Below are 17,396 nucleotides of genomic sequence, written 5' to 3' on the forward strand. Positions count from 1 at the left end.
ACTCCATCCGTCCTACCAGCGCGTCACTTCGCGCAGGAAGCGGTACACATCCTGGTTGAAGCGCTGCGGCAGCTCCGCATGGGGCGCGTGGCCGGTGTTCGGGTACAGCTTGAACTCGGCGTTCGGCAGGGCGTTCACCAGGGCTTGCTGGTCAGCGACGGGGAAGAAGCCGTCCTGGTCACCGCCAATGACGAGCACCGGCACGCGGATGCGGTTCAGCCGCGCCGAGTGGTCCTCCGCGAGCATGCCGTCCAGCGCGTCCTGCCACACGCGCGCGGGCACCTTGCTGCTCTCCGACACCATCGTGTTGATGTACGACGCCGGGACAGGGCGCACGAAGGTGCTCTCCTGGAACGCGCGGATGAACTCCGGGTCCACCGTGCCCTCGAACGTGTCCACGATGGACTTCAGCTCCAGCGCCACCGGGTTGCCGGCGACGGTGGGTGCCGAGCCGGCGAGCACCAGTCCCTTCACGCGTCGCGGGAAGTCCAACGCCACCTGCTGCGCGATGAAGCTGCCCATGGAGTGGCCGACGAGGATGGCGCTGCGCTCGCCCACCGCTTCCAGGAAGGCGTCCACGTCCGCGGCGAAGGACTGCTGCGTGTAGCAGCACGCCGGGCGCGTCGAATCCCCGTGGCCGCGCTGGTCCAGCACGTAGACGTGGTAGTTGCGCGGGAAGGTGCGCAGGTTCAGGTCCCACGTGTGGTTGGAATCTGAAAAGCCGTGGAGGAACACCACCGCGGGGCCCAGCGGCAGGCCCTGCTCCACGTAGCGCAGCGTCACGCCAGTGCGCAGACGAACGGAGCGCTCACGGGGCGTGCCGAACAGCTCCTGCTCGGTGGAGCCCACCTCGGCGCCCTCGGGCGCCAGCTGCATGTCATTCGAGTCGGACTCCGGCGCGGGGCCACAGGCGGCGAGAACGGGAAGAGCGAGCAGGGCGGCGAGGAGCTTTCTCATGCGTGAATGCCTCGAGGCTCTCCGGCGGGAAAGTCCGCCGGTGCATCGAGAAGTCTACGGCTACCTCTGACATTGCCTCGCTGGAAGTGACTCGCGGGGTTGGTGCGCACCCGTTTTTCAGAGCGGAGAGTCAGCGGGAACCCGCTCTAAACGCACCGTGGACGGAAGGTTCTCGCGTAGGCGGCGCGTCTGTCACGGCCGTGCAACATGGGGGCCCGCGTAACCTTTCGGCCGCCGCCTTCGTGGTGTCGCTGAATGCCCGGAGTTTCACCGGGCCATTTCGGCGGAGGACGGCACATGAAGGCACCTCGAGTGGCGGTCATCGGCGGAGGACTGGGTGGCCTGTCGGCGGCGGCGCTGCTGGCGCGGGGCGGTTGCGCGGTGACGCTCTTCGAGCGCTCGAAGCACCTGGGCGGCCGGGGACAGACGTCGGACGTGGAGGGCTTCCGCTTCAACCTCGGCGCCCACGCGCTGTACCAGGGGGGCGCGGGGATGCGCGTGCTTGGCGAGTTGGGCGTGAAGCCCGCGGGCGGCATGCCCGGCGCGGGTTCGTACCTGCTGAGCGGCGGACGTCTGCACACGATGCCGCGCGGCCTGGTCTCCATGTTGACCACGGACGCGTTGGGGCTGCCGGGGAAGCTGGAACTCGCGAAGCTGCTCGCGGGGCTGGGACGCGTGGACCTGGCGCCGCTGGCGAACATCACCACGCGCGATTGGGTGGAGCAGCACCTGTCGAACGCGGACGCCCGCGCCTTCATCCTGGCGCTGGTGCGGGTGATGACCTACTGCGCCGACGTGGACACGATGAGCGCCCAGTCCGCCGTCGCCCAGCTCCAGGCGAAGCCGGCTGTGCTCTACGTGGACGGCGGGTGGAGCACGCTTGTCTCCGAGCTGGAGACCCGCGCGCGCGATGCGGGCACCCGGCTGGAGCTCTCCGCGCGGGTGAGCGCCGTCCTGCTGGAGGATGCGGGCTCGCGCGTTCGGGGCGTGCGGCTCGCGGATGGGACGGAGCATGCGGCGGACGCGGTGGTGGTGGCGGGCGGGCCGGGTGACATCGCGGCGCTGCTGCCCGCTGACGCGCTCCTGGCGCACGACGCGGCCCGCGCCGTGCCGGTGAAGGCGGCCACGCTGGAGCTGGGGCTGTCCCGGTTGTCCCGTCCGGACGCGTTGTTCGCGCTCGGTACCGATGGCCCCTGGTACGCGTCGGTGCACTCCGCGGTGGCGAAGCTGGCGCCGGAAGGCGGCGCGATGGTGCATGTGATGCAATACCTGGGCGGCAGAGGCCCAGAGGCGAGCGAGGCCCGCTTGGAGGAAGTGATGGATGCGCTGCAACCCGGCTGGCGGACGTCCGTGGTGGCGCGCCGTTACCGGCCCTCCCTGCTGGTGTCGCACTGGCTGCCGACGGCGGAGACGGGTGGCCTGTGCGGACGTCCCTCGGTGGAGGTGCCGCACGTGCCTGGTTTGTACCGCGTGGGAGATTGGGTGGGGCCGGAGGGCTTGCTCGCGGAGGCGTCCTTCGCCAGCGCGGAGTCGGTGGCGCGCGCGCTCGTCCCGGGCCAGCAGGTGGCGTCACGCCGGGCAGTGGGGCGCTGACGCATGGACCGCACCGCGCGCGAAGGACTGGCGCAGGCCGTGCGCGAGCACGAGCGCTTCCTGTGGGGGCTCTGCTACCGCATGACGGGCGTGTCGGCGGACGCGGAGGACCTGGTGCAGGAGACCTTCGCGCGCGCCCTGGCCTCGCCGCCCGCGCGAACGGAGGCGCTGCGCCCCTGGCTGTCGCGGGTGGCGGTGAACCTGGCCCGGGACACGTTGCGGCGGCGCAAGCGCGAGGGCTACGTGGGACCCTGGCTGCCCTCGCCGCTGGACACGGGAGAGGAGGAGCTGCCGCCCCCTGGCGTGGAGGCGCGGCTGCCGGGAGGCGGCTCCACGGAGGGGCGCTACGCGCTGCTGGAGAGTGTCTCCTTCGCCTTCCTGCTCGCGCTGGAGGCGCTGTCTCCCAAGCAGCGGGCGGTGCTGCTGCTGCGCGACGTGTTCGACTACTCGGTGCGCGAGGTGGCCGAGGCGCTGAACATGCGCGAGTCCAACGTGAAGGTGGTGCATCACCGCGCGCGGGCGGCGATGGCGGCGTACGACCGCGCTCGCTGCCTGCCGACGCGGGAGTTCCAGGCGCGCGCCCGCGCCGCGCTGGAGGGCTTCCTGGGCGCGCTGCTGACGGGGGACGTGGCGGCGGCGGAGGCGCTGCTCGCCAGCGACGTGTGCGCGCTGTCGGATGGCGGTGGCCAGTACCGCGCCGCGCGCGTGCCGGTGCTTGGACAGTCGCGCGTGCTGCTGCTCTACCGGCGGCTGATGGAGATGCGGGGGGCGCCCTCCGCCGTGGAGCTGCGGATGCTCAACGGCCTGCCGGCGGTGGTGGCCGTGTTTCCTCCGCCCCAGCGCGACCCGCAGGCGGGCACCCAGATGGTGGTCCGCGTGGAGCTGGGAGCGGACGGGCGAATCACACAGGTCCACTCCATCCTCACGGACCGCAAGCTCGCCGGGCTGCGCATGCCCGTGCCCGCCTGAGCGCTCCGGCGGCGCGTCAGCTCGCCGGGCGCCGGGCGATGATGAGCTCGCTCACGCCCTGGAGCCGCTGCACGCGCCGCTCGACGTCGAAGCCCGCGCGCCGCACCAGGTCGAACGTCTCCCGGTCCAGCCGGCACCCGCCGCTCACCCGCATCCAGGCGGGGGTGAGCAAGTCCTGCACGGTGGCCAGCACTGGCGAGGGCGCGCGCACGTGCTCCAGCATGCGCAGCGCGCCGCCCGGGCGCAGTACCCGGAAAATCTCCGCCAGCGCCCGCGCCGGGGCCTCCACGCTGCAGAAGACGAGGCTGGACACCACGGCGTCGAAGGAGGCGGCGGGGAAGGGCAGGGACTCCACGCTGGCGTGCAGCAGCTGCGCGTCGGGCCGCCGTCGCTGGGCTCGCGCGAGCGCCGCTTCGTCCACGTCGATGGCGGTGACGGCGGTGACGGTGTCCGGGTAGCCGGGCAACGCCAGGCCGGTGCCGGTGCCCACCTCCAGCACGTGGCCGGACAGGCCGCGCACCAGCTTGCGCCGGGCGGCGGTGAGGCCCAGCCAGCCCAGGGGCGTCATGACTGCGTCGTACGCGCGTGCCTTCATGCAGCAGCCTCCTCGTCAGAAACGCGCGGGCCCGGAAGCCCGCCGCGGATGCGCCGGAACTCCGGGCCCATGAGACGCCAGGCTGCCGCGAGAAGGGCAGCGGACGTTGCGACCCTACCGCGCGCCCACCGTTCCCGGGCTCTTCGGCGCCGACGGCGGCGGCGAGGACGCCGTGCCCGGCGCCCGGGGCCGCAGGACGCCCCAGAGGCCGTAGAGCACCAGCGCGATGCAGCCGTACTGCGCGGGCGTCAGTCCGAAGTAGCGGGCGTCCACGTAGGCCATGTCCGTGGCGCGCAGGTAGTCGAAGAAGAAGCGGCACGTCGCGTACAGCACCGCCAGCAGCGGCAGCAGGCGCCCCTTCAGCTTCCCCGCGTTGCGCAGCGCGTACAGCACGCCGCTGATGGCGAAGAGCGCCATGGCGTCGTACATGCCCAGGTCGTGCCGAGGGCCGCCGGGGAAGGCCACCGCCAGGAAGAAGTCCGTGGGCACGCCCGGGTGGTCATGCACGGCGAAGCAGCCCAGCCGCGCCACCGCCCAGCCCGGCGCCACGCCCAGGGCGAACGAGTCCGCGTAGTCCGAGAAGCGCAGCTTGCGGACCTTGAAGAACACGACGGCGGCGAGGATGCCGCCCAGGAGGCCGCCGAACGAGGACAGGCCATCCCAGACCTTCAAAATCTGGAACGGGCTCTTGGACAGCTCCTCCGGGTGGTAGAAGAACAGGTGCACCCAGTGACCCACGACGACGCCGACACCCACGCCCCAGGGCGCGAAGTCGGCGAGCGGCTCCGGGTTCAGGCCTTCGCGCTCGGCGTTGCGGCCAAGCAGGCGAGCGGCCAGCAGGATGCCCACCGCGACCAAGATGCCAAAGGGCTCGATTTTGAGGGGCCCCAGCTCAATCGAGGGGGCGTGCCAGTAGGGAATCACGTCAGGCGGCTCCAGGGGATGCGAACGTCCCACCCTTAATCCGGGCGGAGGGATGTGGGCGAACAATTGTCGGAACGGAGTCTTTCCCGGCCTCGTCTTCTTGGAGGTCGGGTGGAGGACACCGCTCCTGTGTGCCTTCGGGCACCTCGCTCGTACCCGGGAGGGAATCACTCCCACTTCCGGACGTTCGCGCAAGGCCAGTTAGAACCGAATTAGTCCATTCGTGCGTGTACTACGGGAAATCCTTGGTTTTTTTGTCAGGCCCTTCCTGTCCAATCGAACGGGAACGCAGGGCCTCTCAGGAGGAAGGGGGACAGGCATGACGCCGCGAGCAGACTGTCACGTCGGGCCGGGCGCGCGAAGGCACGCGCTGCGGACGTGCGCGCGCTCCTGGTCGCGCCACCCTTCGCCTGGGCAACCCCTTCCACCCGCCGGGCCAGAGGTCCCGGGGGGACGTCGCCACAGGCACGCGGCGCGGAGGTCGCGCTGGTGGGCCACCCCTGTTGGAGGCGCGCGGCCACGAGCGCGGCCCCATTGCCCCTGTCGCACGCGCGAGGCTCCGCACGCGATGGGTGCTGACCTGATGCCGGATGACCTCGCCTCATGCTTCCGGCGTAGCACGGTGGTTCAAGGAGCACACAACCCATGAAGTCCTACCTGTTGGTTCCAAAGGAGTCCATCGAGACGCAGGCTCGCGTGGGGCCTCGCGGCACGGAGCAGGGCGAGCGCGTGCTGTCGCGCACGACGGCGCTGCGCTTCGCGGTGGCGAACAAGGCGCCCGACGCGTTGTTCGCGCTCGGACTGCGGTCGGCCACGCTGCCCGGCTCGCGTCCGCCCGTCAGTGGACAGGAAGAACGTCGTCGGAAGGGCAAGGGCGCGAAGGCGTCGCGCATGGGCACGCGCGGCGCGGACTCCTCCACGCCGCCCATGCCGGGCGCGACGGTGGCCGAGCAGACCGGCGCGGAGCCCGGCAGCTACCGGTACATGCCGCTCATCGGTGCCACCATGGCTCACTTCTACGAAGACCATACGGAGAAGGAAGCCCGCGGCGCGCTGGAGCGCGACTTCGAGTTCATCCCCGACGTCGTCCCGTTGTCATTCCCCGGCCCGGTGTCGGCGGGACAACCCGGACCGCGCAACCGGGGCATGTCCTCGCTGGCCGAGCGCGAGTGGCCCGACGAGTCCGGCGTTCCCCTGGCCCACGCCCAGGGCATCCGCGGCGCCGGCGTCATGCTGGGCATCCTCGACACCGGTGTGGACGCGGACCATCCCGAGCACGCGGCGCGCGTCATCCAGTTCCGCTACGTGTCGCTGTTCCCCAACTCGCCGCACAATCCGGCGCGTGACATCCGCGGCTTCGACCCGGACGGCCACGGTACGCACGTGTGCGGCATTGCCGCGGGTGTGCACCACGGCGTCGCCCCGGAGGTGGACCTCTACGTCGCGTCCGTCATCGAATCGGAGACCATCCGCACCAGCCTGGGCCGCGTGGCCGCGGGCATGGAGTGGCTGCTGCACCAGTTCAGCCGTCCGGAGAACTCGACGCGGCCCGCGGTGGTCAACCTGTCGCTCGGCTTCCCGCTGATGCCGCCGCCCGGCATCTCGGAGGCGGACTACAACCTCAACCTGCGCGCGCTGCAGACGATGATTCGTCGCCTGCTCGACAGCAATGTCCTGCCGGTTGTGGCGGCAGGTAACAGTGGACCCGACACGGTTGGTTATCCAGCCGCCTTTCCAGAATCACTGGCTGTCGGCGCGGTCGACTTCGAGCGTAACGTGGCCACATTCTCCGCGAGTGGCACCGTGGGTAGGCGCGTCGTGCCGGACATCATGGGGTATGGGGTGAATGTCTATTCCAGCACGGAGCGTCGTTGTAACAACCAGGCGTTCTACGAGCGAATGAGTGGCACGAGCATGGCTGCGCCTTATGTAGCGGGTATCGCGGCGCTGTACCGTTGCCGTGCCCCTGACTTGACGGCGCTCGAGGTGAGGGATTTGATCCTGTCGAATGCGGTGAAGCTCCCTCGGTCGGGAACGCACAAGACAGGCAAGGGCCTGGTCGTATTCAGGTGACGGTGGTGGTTGAATCCGGGGTCGGCGCCATTGGAGCGCCGGACCCGGGAGAGGATGAGGGCCATGGGCAGGAAAAATGGCGAGTGGGGGGACGTCCGGGTCGGCGGGGTCCCGGGTCTGTCCGCGCGCGTGCGCCCATTGCCGGGCGCCGCGGGTGCGGACACGCAGCCCGACTGGATTGACGTGACGGTGATGCCCCGCGAGGAGCCGGCGGCGGCGTCGCGTGGACGCACGTCTCCACGGCCGCCCGTCCGCTCCCGCGCGGAAGTGCACCAGGCCGGCCTGGCCGAAAGCGCGCGCTTCCACCAGAGCCTCATTCGCTGGCTGGAGGCACACCATCTCCTGGGCGCGGTGCGCTCGGTGAGCGAGCCGGGCTCCATGCCCATGCTCCACCTGCGCTGCGCGCCGCGGGTGCTGGACCAGCTGCGCCGTGCCCCGGAGTTCGAAGCGGGCACGATGATGCCCCTCGACCTCATCTAGCGGTGGGTGCCCCTCGCCTCGCACCCCTGGTCTGGGACTCCCTCCCTGTCTGAAGAGGGCTGCCCGGGTGGCCCTGCCGCCACCTGGAAAAGCGCATGTTCCCGCCTTTCCTGAAGATGTGGCCGAGCCTTCGTTTCCGCTACTGAGAACCGACGGCTCCGCCGCTTCTTCCTGAATAGCTTGGAATCTCGTGATTAGTCCGTCATCCCGCCAGTCGCCCGCGAGTCGAAGGATGACGTCGGCTGGCGGACGGGGTGAAGCGCATCGCGTGTGAGGCTGTGCGCGCGGCGGCGCGGTGAGCAGTGATTGTCTCCCATTGTCGCCGTGTCTCTCTGGCACCCGCGTCACGCGGTGTGACGTCCATTGCACACGCGCACAGTCAGCTCGCCCCCATCTCGTCCCGGTGTCGCCAGGAAAACCAGGGACCTGCGTCTGTTCGTTGAAGGGCACGAAGGTTGCCTTTCGCGGTTGTTGGACGCGAGCCCCCGGAGTCCATCCATGCAACTGGCGATGAAGCTCTCACGAGGTGCGTGCAGCCCTTCTCACCTGGAGGTGGCGCGATGACGGCCTGGAATCCAGGAAGCTCTTGCCGCTGCTGCCGACGCAGGCGCTCCCCGCGGGTGTCCCGCCCGCCCGCCATCTCCAGCGCTCCGAAGGCCAGCCCCCACGCCAGCGTCGCGTCGCGGTGCGTGGCCGGCAGGCGGTGTGGGTGCCTGTCCTCGGGCCACCGCAGCGTCCGGCGCCGCGTGGAGCGGATCCGCCGCCAGACGCGGCAGTGGTGGTGACGGGTGACGCCAGTCACCAGTCGGTGAGCGGTGTCACCGGGCCGCCTGTCCCACCATTCCTTAGGGACAGGCGTAACTTATTGAAATCACGTCCCTTTTGCAGCGAGTCCTGACGCACTGCGATAGGCGCGGGAGATGCTCTGGTGTCAGGGAGTCGCCTACCTCCCGCTCCCGAGGCTCCCCATGAAGATCCGCTCCAAGCCGCCCTTCTCCACGCCTTCATGAAAACGGGCCCGCGTCATCCCGCACGAGGGCCCGTCACTGCCTCATGAGCTTGAGCTCAGGGGCGCCTCACGGCGCGGGAGCCGGGACGCACGTGTCGTTCTGCTCCACGTAACCCGCGTCACAGTGGCAGTGGTCGCCATGGGCATGGCCGTGCTCGCCGCAGTCGAGCGTGGGCTCCTCGGCGACGACGCAGGTGCCGTCCTGCTCGGTGTAGCCCACGTCGCAGTGGCAGTGGTCACCATGCAGGTGTCCGTGGCCACCACATTCCTCGACGGGCTCCTCGGCGACGACACAGGTGAGACCGTCCGCGACATAGCCCTCGTCGCAGTGGCAGTGGTCGCCATGGAGGTGTCCATACCCTCCACACTCGATTTCGTCGGAGTCGGAATCAGAAGCGCCGCATGCGGCGAAGAGAATCGCCGTCGCGGCCAGGAGGGCCAGTCGAAGAGGTCGAGGATGCATCACGGTTCCCGGCACATGGGTGAAATGGCGCGAAGCGCTCATGCTGCTTCGGCGCGTCCGGCCGTATCTCATATGTAATCTCGTTTCGCAATTCTGTTGCAGTAGTGTCTTGGGTGCTGGATTCGCCGCTGCCGGAGCGCGCGCGGGGCCGGGTGGTGCCACCCGCCACCTGTCCGCAGGGCGTCCTACGTGCGTGCGCGCGCCGCCGTTGGGTATCGAGCATCCGGTGTCGCACCGCGGGGCGCGCTGTATCCGCTGGATGACGGGCGCGCGGAAAGTCGTGTGCGGTACCCGTCCCAATCGCACGCCGAGTGACGATGCATTGCCGCCCCTGGATTCAAAATGAGGGCAGTCATGGACGGACTTCGAGCAGGTGCCGTGGTGTTCCTGGCGTGCGCGGGCATGCTGGGAGCAGGTCCTTCCTGGGCGCAGGAGCCCCTGGAGGAAGAGCCCGGCGAGGTGCTTTCCGAGGACCAACTGGAAGCGCTGCTCGACTCACCCGTGGCGCAGCCGTCCGACGGTGAGCTGTCCACCGCGGCCTTCGGGCCCGAGCAACTGGCGCCGTACTTTGCGGAAGGCACCCTGGCGAAGGCCCACGCGGAGTTCCGGCGCGGACGCTACGCGCGGGCGCGGAGCCTGCTGGCCCAGGAGGAGGCCACGCCGCAGGTCCGCTTCCTCATGGCGCAGAGCGCGCTGCTGGCGCGCAACCACGCGGTGGCGGCCGAGGAGTTCGCCGCGCTGGCGGACGACTACGGCGCGCTGCGCGACCACTGCCTGCTGCGGGCCGCCCAGGCCAACGAGCGGCTGCGCAAGCTGGACACGGCCGCCGGGCAGTACCGCGGCGTGAGCGTGGGCTCGCCGCTGTACCCGGAGGCGCGCTTCAGCCTGTCGCGGGTGCTCCAGCGGCGGGGGGACATTCCGGGCGCGTTGACGGCGCTCCAGGAGCTCATCGACAGCCGCCAGTCGCGAGGGCCGGACGCGCTCCGGATGAAGGCGCTGCTGGCCATCTGCGACCTGGCGCGCGCGCAAGGGCAGTACAACGCCGAGCACCGCGCGCTGCTGGAGGTGTGGGCCACCAGCCCGCTGTCGAACGAGGCGCGCCGCGCCGAGAAGCGGCTGAAGGGGCTGCCGCAGCCCCTCAAGTGGCGGGTGCGCCGCGCGGAGGCGCTGGTGGAGCTGCACCGCAACCATGCCGGCATGGCGCTGCTGGACAAGGTGCTGCCGCACCTGGAGATGCCGGACGAGCTGGCCTGCCGCGCGCACCTCACCTACGGCCGGGCGCTGCGCAAGGAGCGCAAGCACCGCCGGGCCATCGAGGTGCTGGAGCCCATGGTGGCGGGCTGCACCGCGTCCGAGCAGCGGCCGCAGGCGCTCTACATCCTGGGCTACTCCCAGTCGGTGGTGGAGCCGAAGGCGGCTGTCACCACCTACGCCACGCTCGCCCGGGACTACCCGGAGCATGGCTACGCGGATGACGCGCTCTTCTTCGAGGCGTGGTTGCTCCAGCGCACGGGCGACGTGGATACGGCCCTGGCGCGCTACGAAGCGGCTGCGCGGCGCTATCCGGCGGGGAACTTCGCGTCGGAGTCGCTCTTCCGTGCCTTCTGGCTGCACTCCCGCAAGGCCAACGCCCCGGCGGCCCTGGCCGCGCTGACGGCGGTGGAGAACCTGCCCGAGGCGGCGCGCACGGACGAGGCGCTGTGGCGCTCGCGGTACTGGCGTGCGCGCATGCAGGAGTCCGGCGCCTCGGCGCAGGCGGCGCTCGATGCGTACGCGCACATCGCCGCCGAGCGCCCCGCGGCCTGGTACGGGATGCTGGCCCGCTCACGGCTCGCGCTGCTCTCACCGGAGCGCGTGGCGCGGCTGTACCCCAAGCCCGTGCCTCCCGAGGCCATGGAGGGCACCGGCGGCTCCGGCCGCGATGACGCCCCGGCGGACGAAGCGGTGGAGGAGGTGGGCGAGTCCGAGGAGATCTGGCCGCTGCCGCCCGGCGCGCTGGCGAAGGACGCGCGCTTCAACGCGGGCGTGGAGCTGATGCGCCTGGGGCTGCCCGGCGCGGTGGAGGAGTTCCTCGCCGTGGATGCGCGCGCGCTGCCCGAGGCCCCGGCGCGGTTGCTGTATCAGACGCTGAAGCGCACCGGCCGCAATCGGGCCGCGCGGCAGGTGGCGCGCACCTCGCTGAAGCAGGAGGTACACGGTCCGTTGAGCGCCGCGTCCCGTCCCATCTGGGAGGCCACCTGGCCGCTGGCGTACCGCTCGTCCATTGCCCGTTACGCGCGGGCCCACCGCGTGGACCCCGACTTGCTCCAGGGCCTCATCCGCGAGGAGAGCCGCTTCAATGCCCGCGCGCGTTCGGCCACGGGCGCGCTGGGCCTGGCGCAGCTGATGCCGGCCACGGCGCGACAGGTGGCGGACTCACTGGACATGCCGATGCCGGGTGAGTCCGCGTTGCTCCAGCCTCACACCAACATCCGCCTGGGCGCGGCGTACCTGAGACAACTGGTCAAGCACTTCGGCGGCAACGTGGCCTACGCGGTGGCGGCCTACAACGCCGGGCCGCGCGCGGTGGAGCGCTGGCGGCATGCGCTGCCAGAAGCGGAGCTTGACGAGTGGGTGGAGCACATCGGCTTCGAGGAGACGCGCGAGTACGTGAAGAAGGTGCTCGGCAGCTACAGCGCCTACAAGCTGCTCTACGCGGACGAGCCCGCGCTGCTGAGGGACCTGCGCCTCAGTGACGCCAGCCGGCGGTGAAGCGCGGCGTCCCAGCGGAACCTCCAGGCGGCACGGTGCCGTGCCGCCCGGAGGAGGGGACTCAGAAGTTGAGGCCGCCGTCCACGTCGATGGTGCGGCCGTTGAAGTAGTCGCACTCCAGGATGAACTTCACGGCGAGCCAGATGTCCTCGGGCACGCCGATGCGGCCCACGGGGATGTTGGAGACCAGCGCGTCGCGGGCCTTCTGGTTCATGCCCTGCGTCATCGGCGTCTCAATCATGCCCGGGGCCACCGCGCCCACGCGCACGCCGAAGGGGCTGAACTCGCGCGACCAGGTGACGGTGTTGGCCGCCAGCGCCGCCTTCGCGGACACGTAGTTGGACTGGCCGCGGTTGCCGTGGCGGGCAATGGACGACATGTTGACGACCACGCCGCCCTTCTGGCCGGACTCGGCGACCTTCGCCACCACCTCACGCACCATCAGCGTGGCGCCCGTGAGGTTGACGCCGATGACGGCGTTCCAGTCCGCGGTGGACAGCTTCTTCACCTCGCCGGTGGTCCGGTCCTTCTTCACGAGCAGCGCGTCACGGAGGATGCCCGCGTTGTTGATGAGGCCGTTGAGGCCGCCCATGGCGCCCTGCGCCCAGTTCACGAAGGAGACGATGTCCTCCTCGGAGGACACGTCCAGCTTGCGGCGGTGGATGCCGGCGGGCAGCGCGGCGAGGCGCTCCTCGGCCACGTCACCCACGGCCACCTGGGCGCCCGCCTCGTGCAGGCGCTGCGCGAAGTGAGCGCCCATGCCCTGGGCGCCGCCCGTGACGATGATCTTCAGGTCCTTGAGCTGCATGTGTCTCTCCGGCAGGTGAGGTGGTACGAAATGCCGCGCAGGGTACGAAACCCCGACCGCGCTGGCCAGCGGTGAGCGATTTGAAACCTGAATCAATCTTCAACTTTGCTGAAACGAAAAGCGCCGCGTCGTTTCCGACGCGGCGCGGCAAAGATGCTCCGTCAGCGACTCAACCCAGCTCGGCGGCAATCACGGCGCCCAGGCGGCGCATGCCCTCGGCAATCAGATCCGGCGGGCGGTTGGAGTAGTTGAGGCGCATGAACTCCGGGCGCGGGTTGTTGGCGAAGAAGGGCGCGCCCGGCACGAAGGCCACCTTCTGCTCCACCGCCTTGGGCAGCAGCGCCTGGGCGTCCAGCCCGCCGGGCAGCTCCACCCACAGGAACATGCCGCCTTCGGGGTGCGTCCACTGGGTGCCCGCGGGCATGTGCGCCTGGAGGGCATCCAGCATGGCCTGGGCGCGCTCGCCGTAGACGGGGCGCAGCGACTCCAGGTGGGCCGCGTAATCGAAGCGCGCCAGCAGCTTCACCACCGCGCGCTGAGCCAGCGTGGCCGTGTGCAGGTCGGTGGACTGCTTGGCGATGGCCAGGCTGCGCACGAAGTCGCGCGGGCCCACCACCCAGCCCAGGCGCATGCCCGGAGCCAGCGTCTTGGAGAAGGTGCCCAGCGTCACGACGACGCCCTCGTCGTCGAAGGCGGACAGGGACGGCAGGTGCTCGCCGCGGAAGCGCAGCTCGCCGTACGGGTCGTCCTCCAGGATGAGGAAGCGGTACTGCTGGGCCAGGCGGACCAGTTCGCGCCGCCGCTCCAGCGACAGGGTGGTGCCCTTGGGGTTCTGGAAGTTGGCGACCACGTACACCAGCTTGGGCTTGTGCGTGGCCAGCAGGCGCTCCAGGTCGTCGGTGCGCATGCCCTGGTCGTCGCTGCCCACCGTGGCGAAGCGCGCCTCATAGGCGCCGAACGTCTGCAGCGCCGCCAGGTAGCTGGGGTTCTCCACGATGATGAGGTCACCGGGGTCCAGCATCACCTTGGCCACCAGGTCGATGCCCTGCTGCGAGCCGTTGGTGATGAGCACCTGGTCCGCGTTGGACTGGCGGCCGCGCTTCTGGAGGTGGCCGCAAATCCACTCACGCAGCGGGCCGAAGCCCTCGGTGGTGCTGTACTGGAGCGCGGCGCGTCCCTCGGTGGCCAGTGCCTCGGCGTGCGCCTCGGCGATGGCTTCCAGCGGAAAGAGCTCCGGGGCCGGCAGGCCTCCCGCGAAGGAGAGGATGTCGGGCCGCTCGGCGACCTTCAGGATTTCGCGCACCGCGGACGTCTTGATGCGGGACATCCGCTGGGCCAACCGCCATACGGGCGGCGGGGGAAGGGGGGCGCTCATCGCGTCGGCGCTCATACGTCACGCTCCTTTTGGGGTGTCTGGAGGCACGCGGACATGCGTGTCCTCCTTCATGGACGTCAGGACGATGGTGGTCTGCGTGCGGGTGACTCCCGCGATGGTGCGCAGCGTTCCCACCAGAAGGGTGTCGAGCGAACGGGTGTTCGCCGTCTTCACCTTGAGAAGGTACGAGTCCTGGCCCGCCACGCGGTGGCACTCCAGGACATCCGGCAGCGACAACACCTTCGTCAGGAACTCGTCGAAGTACTTCGGGTGCTCGATGCTCACGCCGATGAAGGCCGTGATGTCCTTGCCGAGCTTCGCCGCGTCCACGCGGGCCGAGTAGCCCGTGATGACGCCGCGCTCCTCCAATTTGCGGATCCGCTCCGCCACCGCCGGCTGGGACAGCTTCACCGCACGCGACAGCTCCAGCTGCGTGGCGCGGCCATCGCGCTGCAACATGTCGATGATGCGGTGGTCTAGTTCGTCCAGGAACATGGGGGCGTTTGCCTTGATTTTATAGGCACTTTCGCGGGACGGCAGATAATTTATATTTGATGCTCCAAGGGTGCAACCTCGAATGTGACGTCCCGTCGCGTCAGATACTGTGCCGGTGTTGGCGGTCGGAAGGTGTACCGGTCGCGCCGGGCGAGGCCTCGGTTGGCCGGTGGCCGAAGGGTGCGTCGTCGCGCGCCAGAAGGTGAGCCCGCGAGTCACATCAGCGCCGTCGGCTGTGCTCGGGTGAACGCCGCATCCGGGAGTGACTTCCAGTCCGGGCTCCGCGCGGAGTTCTTGGATTGTTCATTCACCCCGAGTCCGCCAGCCGTAGCTTGGTTGCAATGTCTACCTTGCATCGTTTCGTCTAGGTCCTCGCTGTATTGGCCGGCCCCGTGGGGGCTCACTTCACGAAGTACGTCTCCATTCCCGCGGGCAGCTCCCAGAGCGGCTCCACTAGCGAGGACATCGACCGCAAGCTGAACGACTTCTACGCTGCGGCGTGTGGCTACGACTGCGCGGCGGGTCTGACGTTCTTTCAGGCATTGGAGTGCCTGAACACGTTGTCCAAGCGCGAGAAGCTGGTGCCCTGCTGCGAAATCGACGGCGACAAGGTGGAGTGGCCCAAGGGGCTCGACTGCACGGGCTACCGGCTGCCGCCCGAAGCGGAGTGAGAGGTCGCCAGGCACACAAAGAACTCCGAAGACTCGCTGAAGCCGGTGGCGGGCAAGAAGCCCAACGCGTGCGGCCTCTACGACATGCTGGGCAATGCCTCTGCATGGGGGTGGGACGTGTTGAAGTACACGGCCTTCGACTCGGAGGGGGAGTGGTGGCCCCCCATCAGCGGTGGCACGTCGCTGGGCGACTACGGCCTGGAGCGCACGGTGCCGTAAGCCCCGCATGGGTGCCTGCATCCGCGTGATGAGAGACCCGTCGGGGCGCATCCAGCTTCGCGCCCCGGTGGTGTCCCGCGCGGCAAGTCCCGACGCGCAACGGCTCTCGTCGCGTGGCCGCGTGTACTGAACATTCAGAGTAGGCTTCGCACACGTCGGCGCCGCACGAGTGCTGACGCCGTGCGTCGAACGTGCGGTTTGACGCGCGGAGCCATCGACCGTGCTTTGACACCCTCCCTGCCGGGTGCTACCGCTAGGTGAAACATGAATCGGGCTTCAGCTTCTCAAGACCGCTCCGGACCCGTCACGCCGCGAGGCCAGAAGACGCGTGCGAAGCTGTTGAAGGCCGCGGAGTCGGTCTTCGGTGAGAAGGGCTACGAGCGCGCCTCCATCGCGGACATCACGCGCAAGGGTGGCGTGGCGCTCGGGACGTTCTACGTCTACTTCCCCGACAAGCAGTCCATCTTCGTCGAAGTGGTGGACGAGCTGGGCACGCGCCTGCGCCGGCTCATCGCCGAGTCCGTGGCCGGCTGCGAGGACCGCGTCGACGTGGAGCGCCAGGGCCTGCGCACCTTCTTCCAGTTCGTGCGGCAGCACCCCAATCTCTATCGCGTGGTGCGCCAGGCGGAGTTCGTGGATGAGGCCTGCTACCGCCGCTACTACGACCGCTTCGCTCGCGGCTACGTGAGCGGGCTCACCCGCGCCATGGAGGCGGGCCAGGTGCGGCGCATGGACCCGGAGGCGCTGGCCTACTGCCTCATGGGCATCAGTGATTTCCTCGGCATGCGCTGGGTCCTCTGGGAGGAGGACCCGGGGCTCGAGCGCGTCCTCGACACCGCGATGACGCTCATCTCCCACGGCCTGGACCCGCGTGCGTCCACGGGCCGCAACACCGTGAAGTCCTCCGCCGCTTCGAAGCCGAAGCCGAAGCCCAAACCGAAGCCCCTGAAGAAGAACACCCTGCGACCCGCCCGCCGACCGGCGCGCGGCGCCCGGAGCTGACGAACACTCATGCGATACGCCCAGATTCTCTCCACTGGCCGCTACGTCCCCGAGAAGGTCCTCACCAACGCTGACGTCGAGAAGATTCTCGGTGAGAAGGTGGATGAGTGGCTCCAGCAGAACGTGGGCATTCGCGAACGCCACATGATGGCGGATGACCAGGCCACCTCCGACCTCTGCGTGGGCGCCGCCCGCCAGGCGCTGGAGCGCGCGGGCACGAAGCCGGAGGAGCTGGACCTCATCATCATCGCCACCGACACCCCGGACTATCTCAGCCCCGCCACGGCCTCCGTGGTGCAGGCGAAGCTGGGCGCGGTGAACGCCGGCACCTACGACCTCAACTGCGCGTGTGCGGGCTGGGTGACGGCGCTGGACGTGGGCTCCAAGACGATTGCCGCGGATGACAGCTACCAGCGCATCCTCGTCGTGGGCGCCTACGGCATGTCGCGCTACATCAACTGGAAGGACAAGAAGACCGCCACCCTGTTCGCGGACGGCGCGGGCGCGGTGGTGCTGGGCGCGGGTGACACGCCCGGCTTCATGGGCGCGAAGCTGCTGGCCAACGGCGAGTACCACGACGCGCTGGGTGTCTACACCGGCGGTACGAACCGCCCGGCCACCGCGGAGTCGCTGGAGCTCACGGGCGGCAAGCCCGCGGTGCAGTTCGTCCGCAAGTTCCCGGCGACGTTCAACACCGAGCGCTGGCCCATGCTGCTGGACCAGCTCCTCAAGCGGCAGAACCTGAAGCTGGACGACGTGAAGCAGTTCGTCTTCACGCAGCTCAACCTGCGCACCATCGAAGCCACCATGAAGATCCTGGGCCAGCCGATGGAGAAGGCCCACTACACCATGGACAAGTGGGGCTACACCGGTTCGGCCTGCATCCCGATGACGCTGGATGACGCGGTGGTGCAGGGCAAGGTGAAGCGCGGCGACCTGGTGGCCCTGTGTGCCAGCGGCGGCGGGCTCGCCATGGCCTCCGCCCTCTACCGCTGGACGGCCTGAGTCACGC

Annotated in this window: 15 protein-coding genes and 1 pseudogene; 9 read left to right on the top strand and 7 right to left on the bottom strand. The window is 69.6% G+C overall.

Going from position 1 to position 17,396, the window contains the following annotated elements:
* Positions 1-12 precede the first annotated feature (12 nt).
* Entirely contained in the window at positions 13-957 is a 945-nt protein-coding gene (locus tag F8M74_RS13595) for an alpha/beta fold hydrolase (protein WP_141253337.1), read from the bottom strand.
* A gap of 297 nt (positions 958-1,254) precedes the next feature.
* On the opposite strand from F8M74_RS13595, the gene F8M74_RS13600 reads away from it, so the two are divergent.
* Both F8M74_RS13600 and F8M74_RS13605 read left to right on the top strand, forming a co-directional pair.
* Entirely contained in the window at positions 1,255-2,550 is a 1,296-nt protein-coding gene (locus F8M74_RS13600; RefSeq protein WP_141279676.1) for an NAD(P)/FAD-dependent oxidoreductase, read from the top strand.
* Positions 2,551-2,553: 3 nt separating this feature from the next.
* Positions 2,554-3,519: a sigma-70 family RNA polymerase sigma factor gene (locus F8M74_RS13605; RefSeq protein WP_141257916.1), complete on the top strand. Its 966-nt coding sequence runs from the start codon at positions 2,554-2,556 to the stop codon at positions 3,517-3,519.
* Positions 3,520-3,535: 16 nt separating this feature from the next.
* Here the strand turns inward: F8M74_RS13605 and F8M74_RS13610 are convergent, their stop codons facing one another.
* Positions 3,536-4,114, bottom strand: a complete 579-nt coding sequence (locus F8M74_RS13610; protein ID WP_141257915.1) for a class I SAM-dependent methyltransferase — start codon at positions 4,112-4,114, stop codon at positions 3,536-3,538.
* A gap of 114 nt (positions 4,115-4,228) precedes the next feature.
* The gene (locus F8M74_RS13615) at positions 4,229-5,038 is read right to left on the bottom strand and encodes a prolipoprotein diacylglyceryl transferase (RefSeq protein WP_171410372.1); all 810 of its coding nucleotides are present in this window, start codon (positions 5,036-5,038) and stop codon (positions 4,229-4,231) included.
* Between the two features lie 645 nt (positions 5,039-5,683).
* Between F8M74_RS13615 and F8M74_RS13620 the strand changes: the two genes are divergently transcribed.
* On the top strand, positions 5,684-7,111 hold the full coding sequence (locus F8M74_RS13620) for a S8 family serine peptidase (RefSeq protein WP_141257913.1): 1,428 nt from the start codon (positions 5,684-5,686) through the stop codon (positions 7,109-7,111).
* Between the two features lie 63 nt (positions 7,112-7,174).
* Positions 7,175-7,591, top strand: a complete 417-nt coding sequence (locus F8M74_RS13625; protein ID WP_228559271.1) for a hypothetical protein — start codon at positions 7,175-7,177, stop codon at positions 7,589-7,591.
* 1,076 nt (positions 7,592-8,667) lie between these two features.
* Here the strand turns inward: F8M74_RS13625 and F8M74_RS13630 are convergent.
* Entirely contained in the window at positions 8,668-9,063 is a 396-nt protein-coding gene (locus F8M74_RS13630) for a hypothetical protein (protein ID WP_153881032.1), read from the bottom strand.
* Positions 9,064-9,417: 354 nt separating this feature from the next.
* Here F8M74_RS13630 and F8M74_RS13635 point away from each other — a divergent pair, with 354 nt between their 5' ends.
* Positions 9,418-11,814, top strand: coding sequence for a transglycosylase SLT domain-containing protein (locus tag F8M74_RS13635; RefSeq protein WP_141257911.1), 2,397 nt, complete (start codon positions 9,418-9,420; stop codon positions 11,812-11,814).
* A 61-nt stretch (positions 11,815-11,875) separates the two neighbouring features.
* Here the strand turns inward: F8M74_RS13635 and F8M74_RS13640 are convergent, their stop codons facing one another.
* The 3 genes from F8M74_RS13640 to F8M74_RS13650 all read right to left on the bottom strand — a co-directional run bounded on the left by F8M74_RS13640 (position 11,876) and on the right by F8M74_RS13650 (position 14,492).
* The gene (locus F8M74_RS13640; RefSeq protein WP_011550357.1) at positions 11,876-12,622 is read right to left on the bottom strand and encodes an SDR family oxidoreductase; all 747 of its coding nucleotides are present in this window, start codon (positions 12,620-12,622) and stop codon (positions 11,876-11,878) included.
* Between the two features lie 169 nt (positions 12,623-12,791).
* Positions 12,792-14,012 carry a PLP-dependent aminotransferase family protein gene (locus tag F8M74_RS13645; protein ID WP_141257910.1) on the bottom strand — a complete coding sequence of 407 codons (1,221 nt, stop codon included), beginning with the start codon at positions 14,010-14,012 and terminating at the stop codon, positions 12,792-12,794.
* Between the two features lie 3 nt (positions 14,013-14,015).
* Positions 14,016-14,492 (bottom strand): Lrp/AsnC family transcriptional regulator, encoded by a 477-nt coding sequence (locus tag F8M74_RS13650; protein WP_140786669.1) that lies wholly within the window; start codon positions 14,490-14,492, stop codon positions 14,016-14,018.
* Between the two features lie 392 nt (positions 14,493-14,884).
* On the opposite strand from F8M74_RS13650, the gene F8M74_RS13655 reads away from it, so the two are divergent.
* The 4 genes and pseudogenes from F8M74_RS13655 to F8M74_RS13670 all read left to right on the top strand — a co-directional run bounded on the left by F8M74_RS13655 (position 14,885) and on the right by F8M74_RS13670 (position 17,389).
* Entirely contained in the window at positions 14,885-15,163 is a 279-nt protein-coding gene (locus F8M74_RS13655; protein ID WP_141257909.1) for a hypothetical protein, read from the top strand.
* A gap of 27 nt (positions 15,164-15,190) precedes the next feature.
* Positions 15,191-15,382: pseudogene (locus F8M74_RS13660) on the top strand (SUMF1/EgtB/PvdO family nonheme iron enzyme); the annotation flags it as partial.
* 264 nt (positions 15,383-15,646) lie between these two features.
* The gene (locus tag F8M74_RS13665) at positions 15,647-16,384 is read left to right on the top strand and encodes a TetR/AcrR family transcriptional regulator (RefSeq protein WP_141257907.1); all 738 of its coding nucleotides are present in this window, start codon (positions 15,647-15,649) and stop codon (positions 16,382-16,384) included.
* A 9-nt stretch (positions 16,385-16,393) separates the two neighbouring features.
* A complete protein-coding gene (locus tag F8M74_RS13670) occupies positions 16,394-17,389 on the top strand; it encodes a 3-oxoacyl-ACP synthase III family protein (protein WP_140859959.1) in 996 nt (331 codons plus the stop codon).
* Positions 17,390-17,396 lie beyond the last annotated feature (7 nt).

The organism is Myxococcus sp. CA023, from assembly GCF_010998615.1.
Taxonomy (GTDB): Bacteria; Myxococcota; Myxococcia; order Myxococcales; family Myxococcaceae; genus Myxococcus.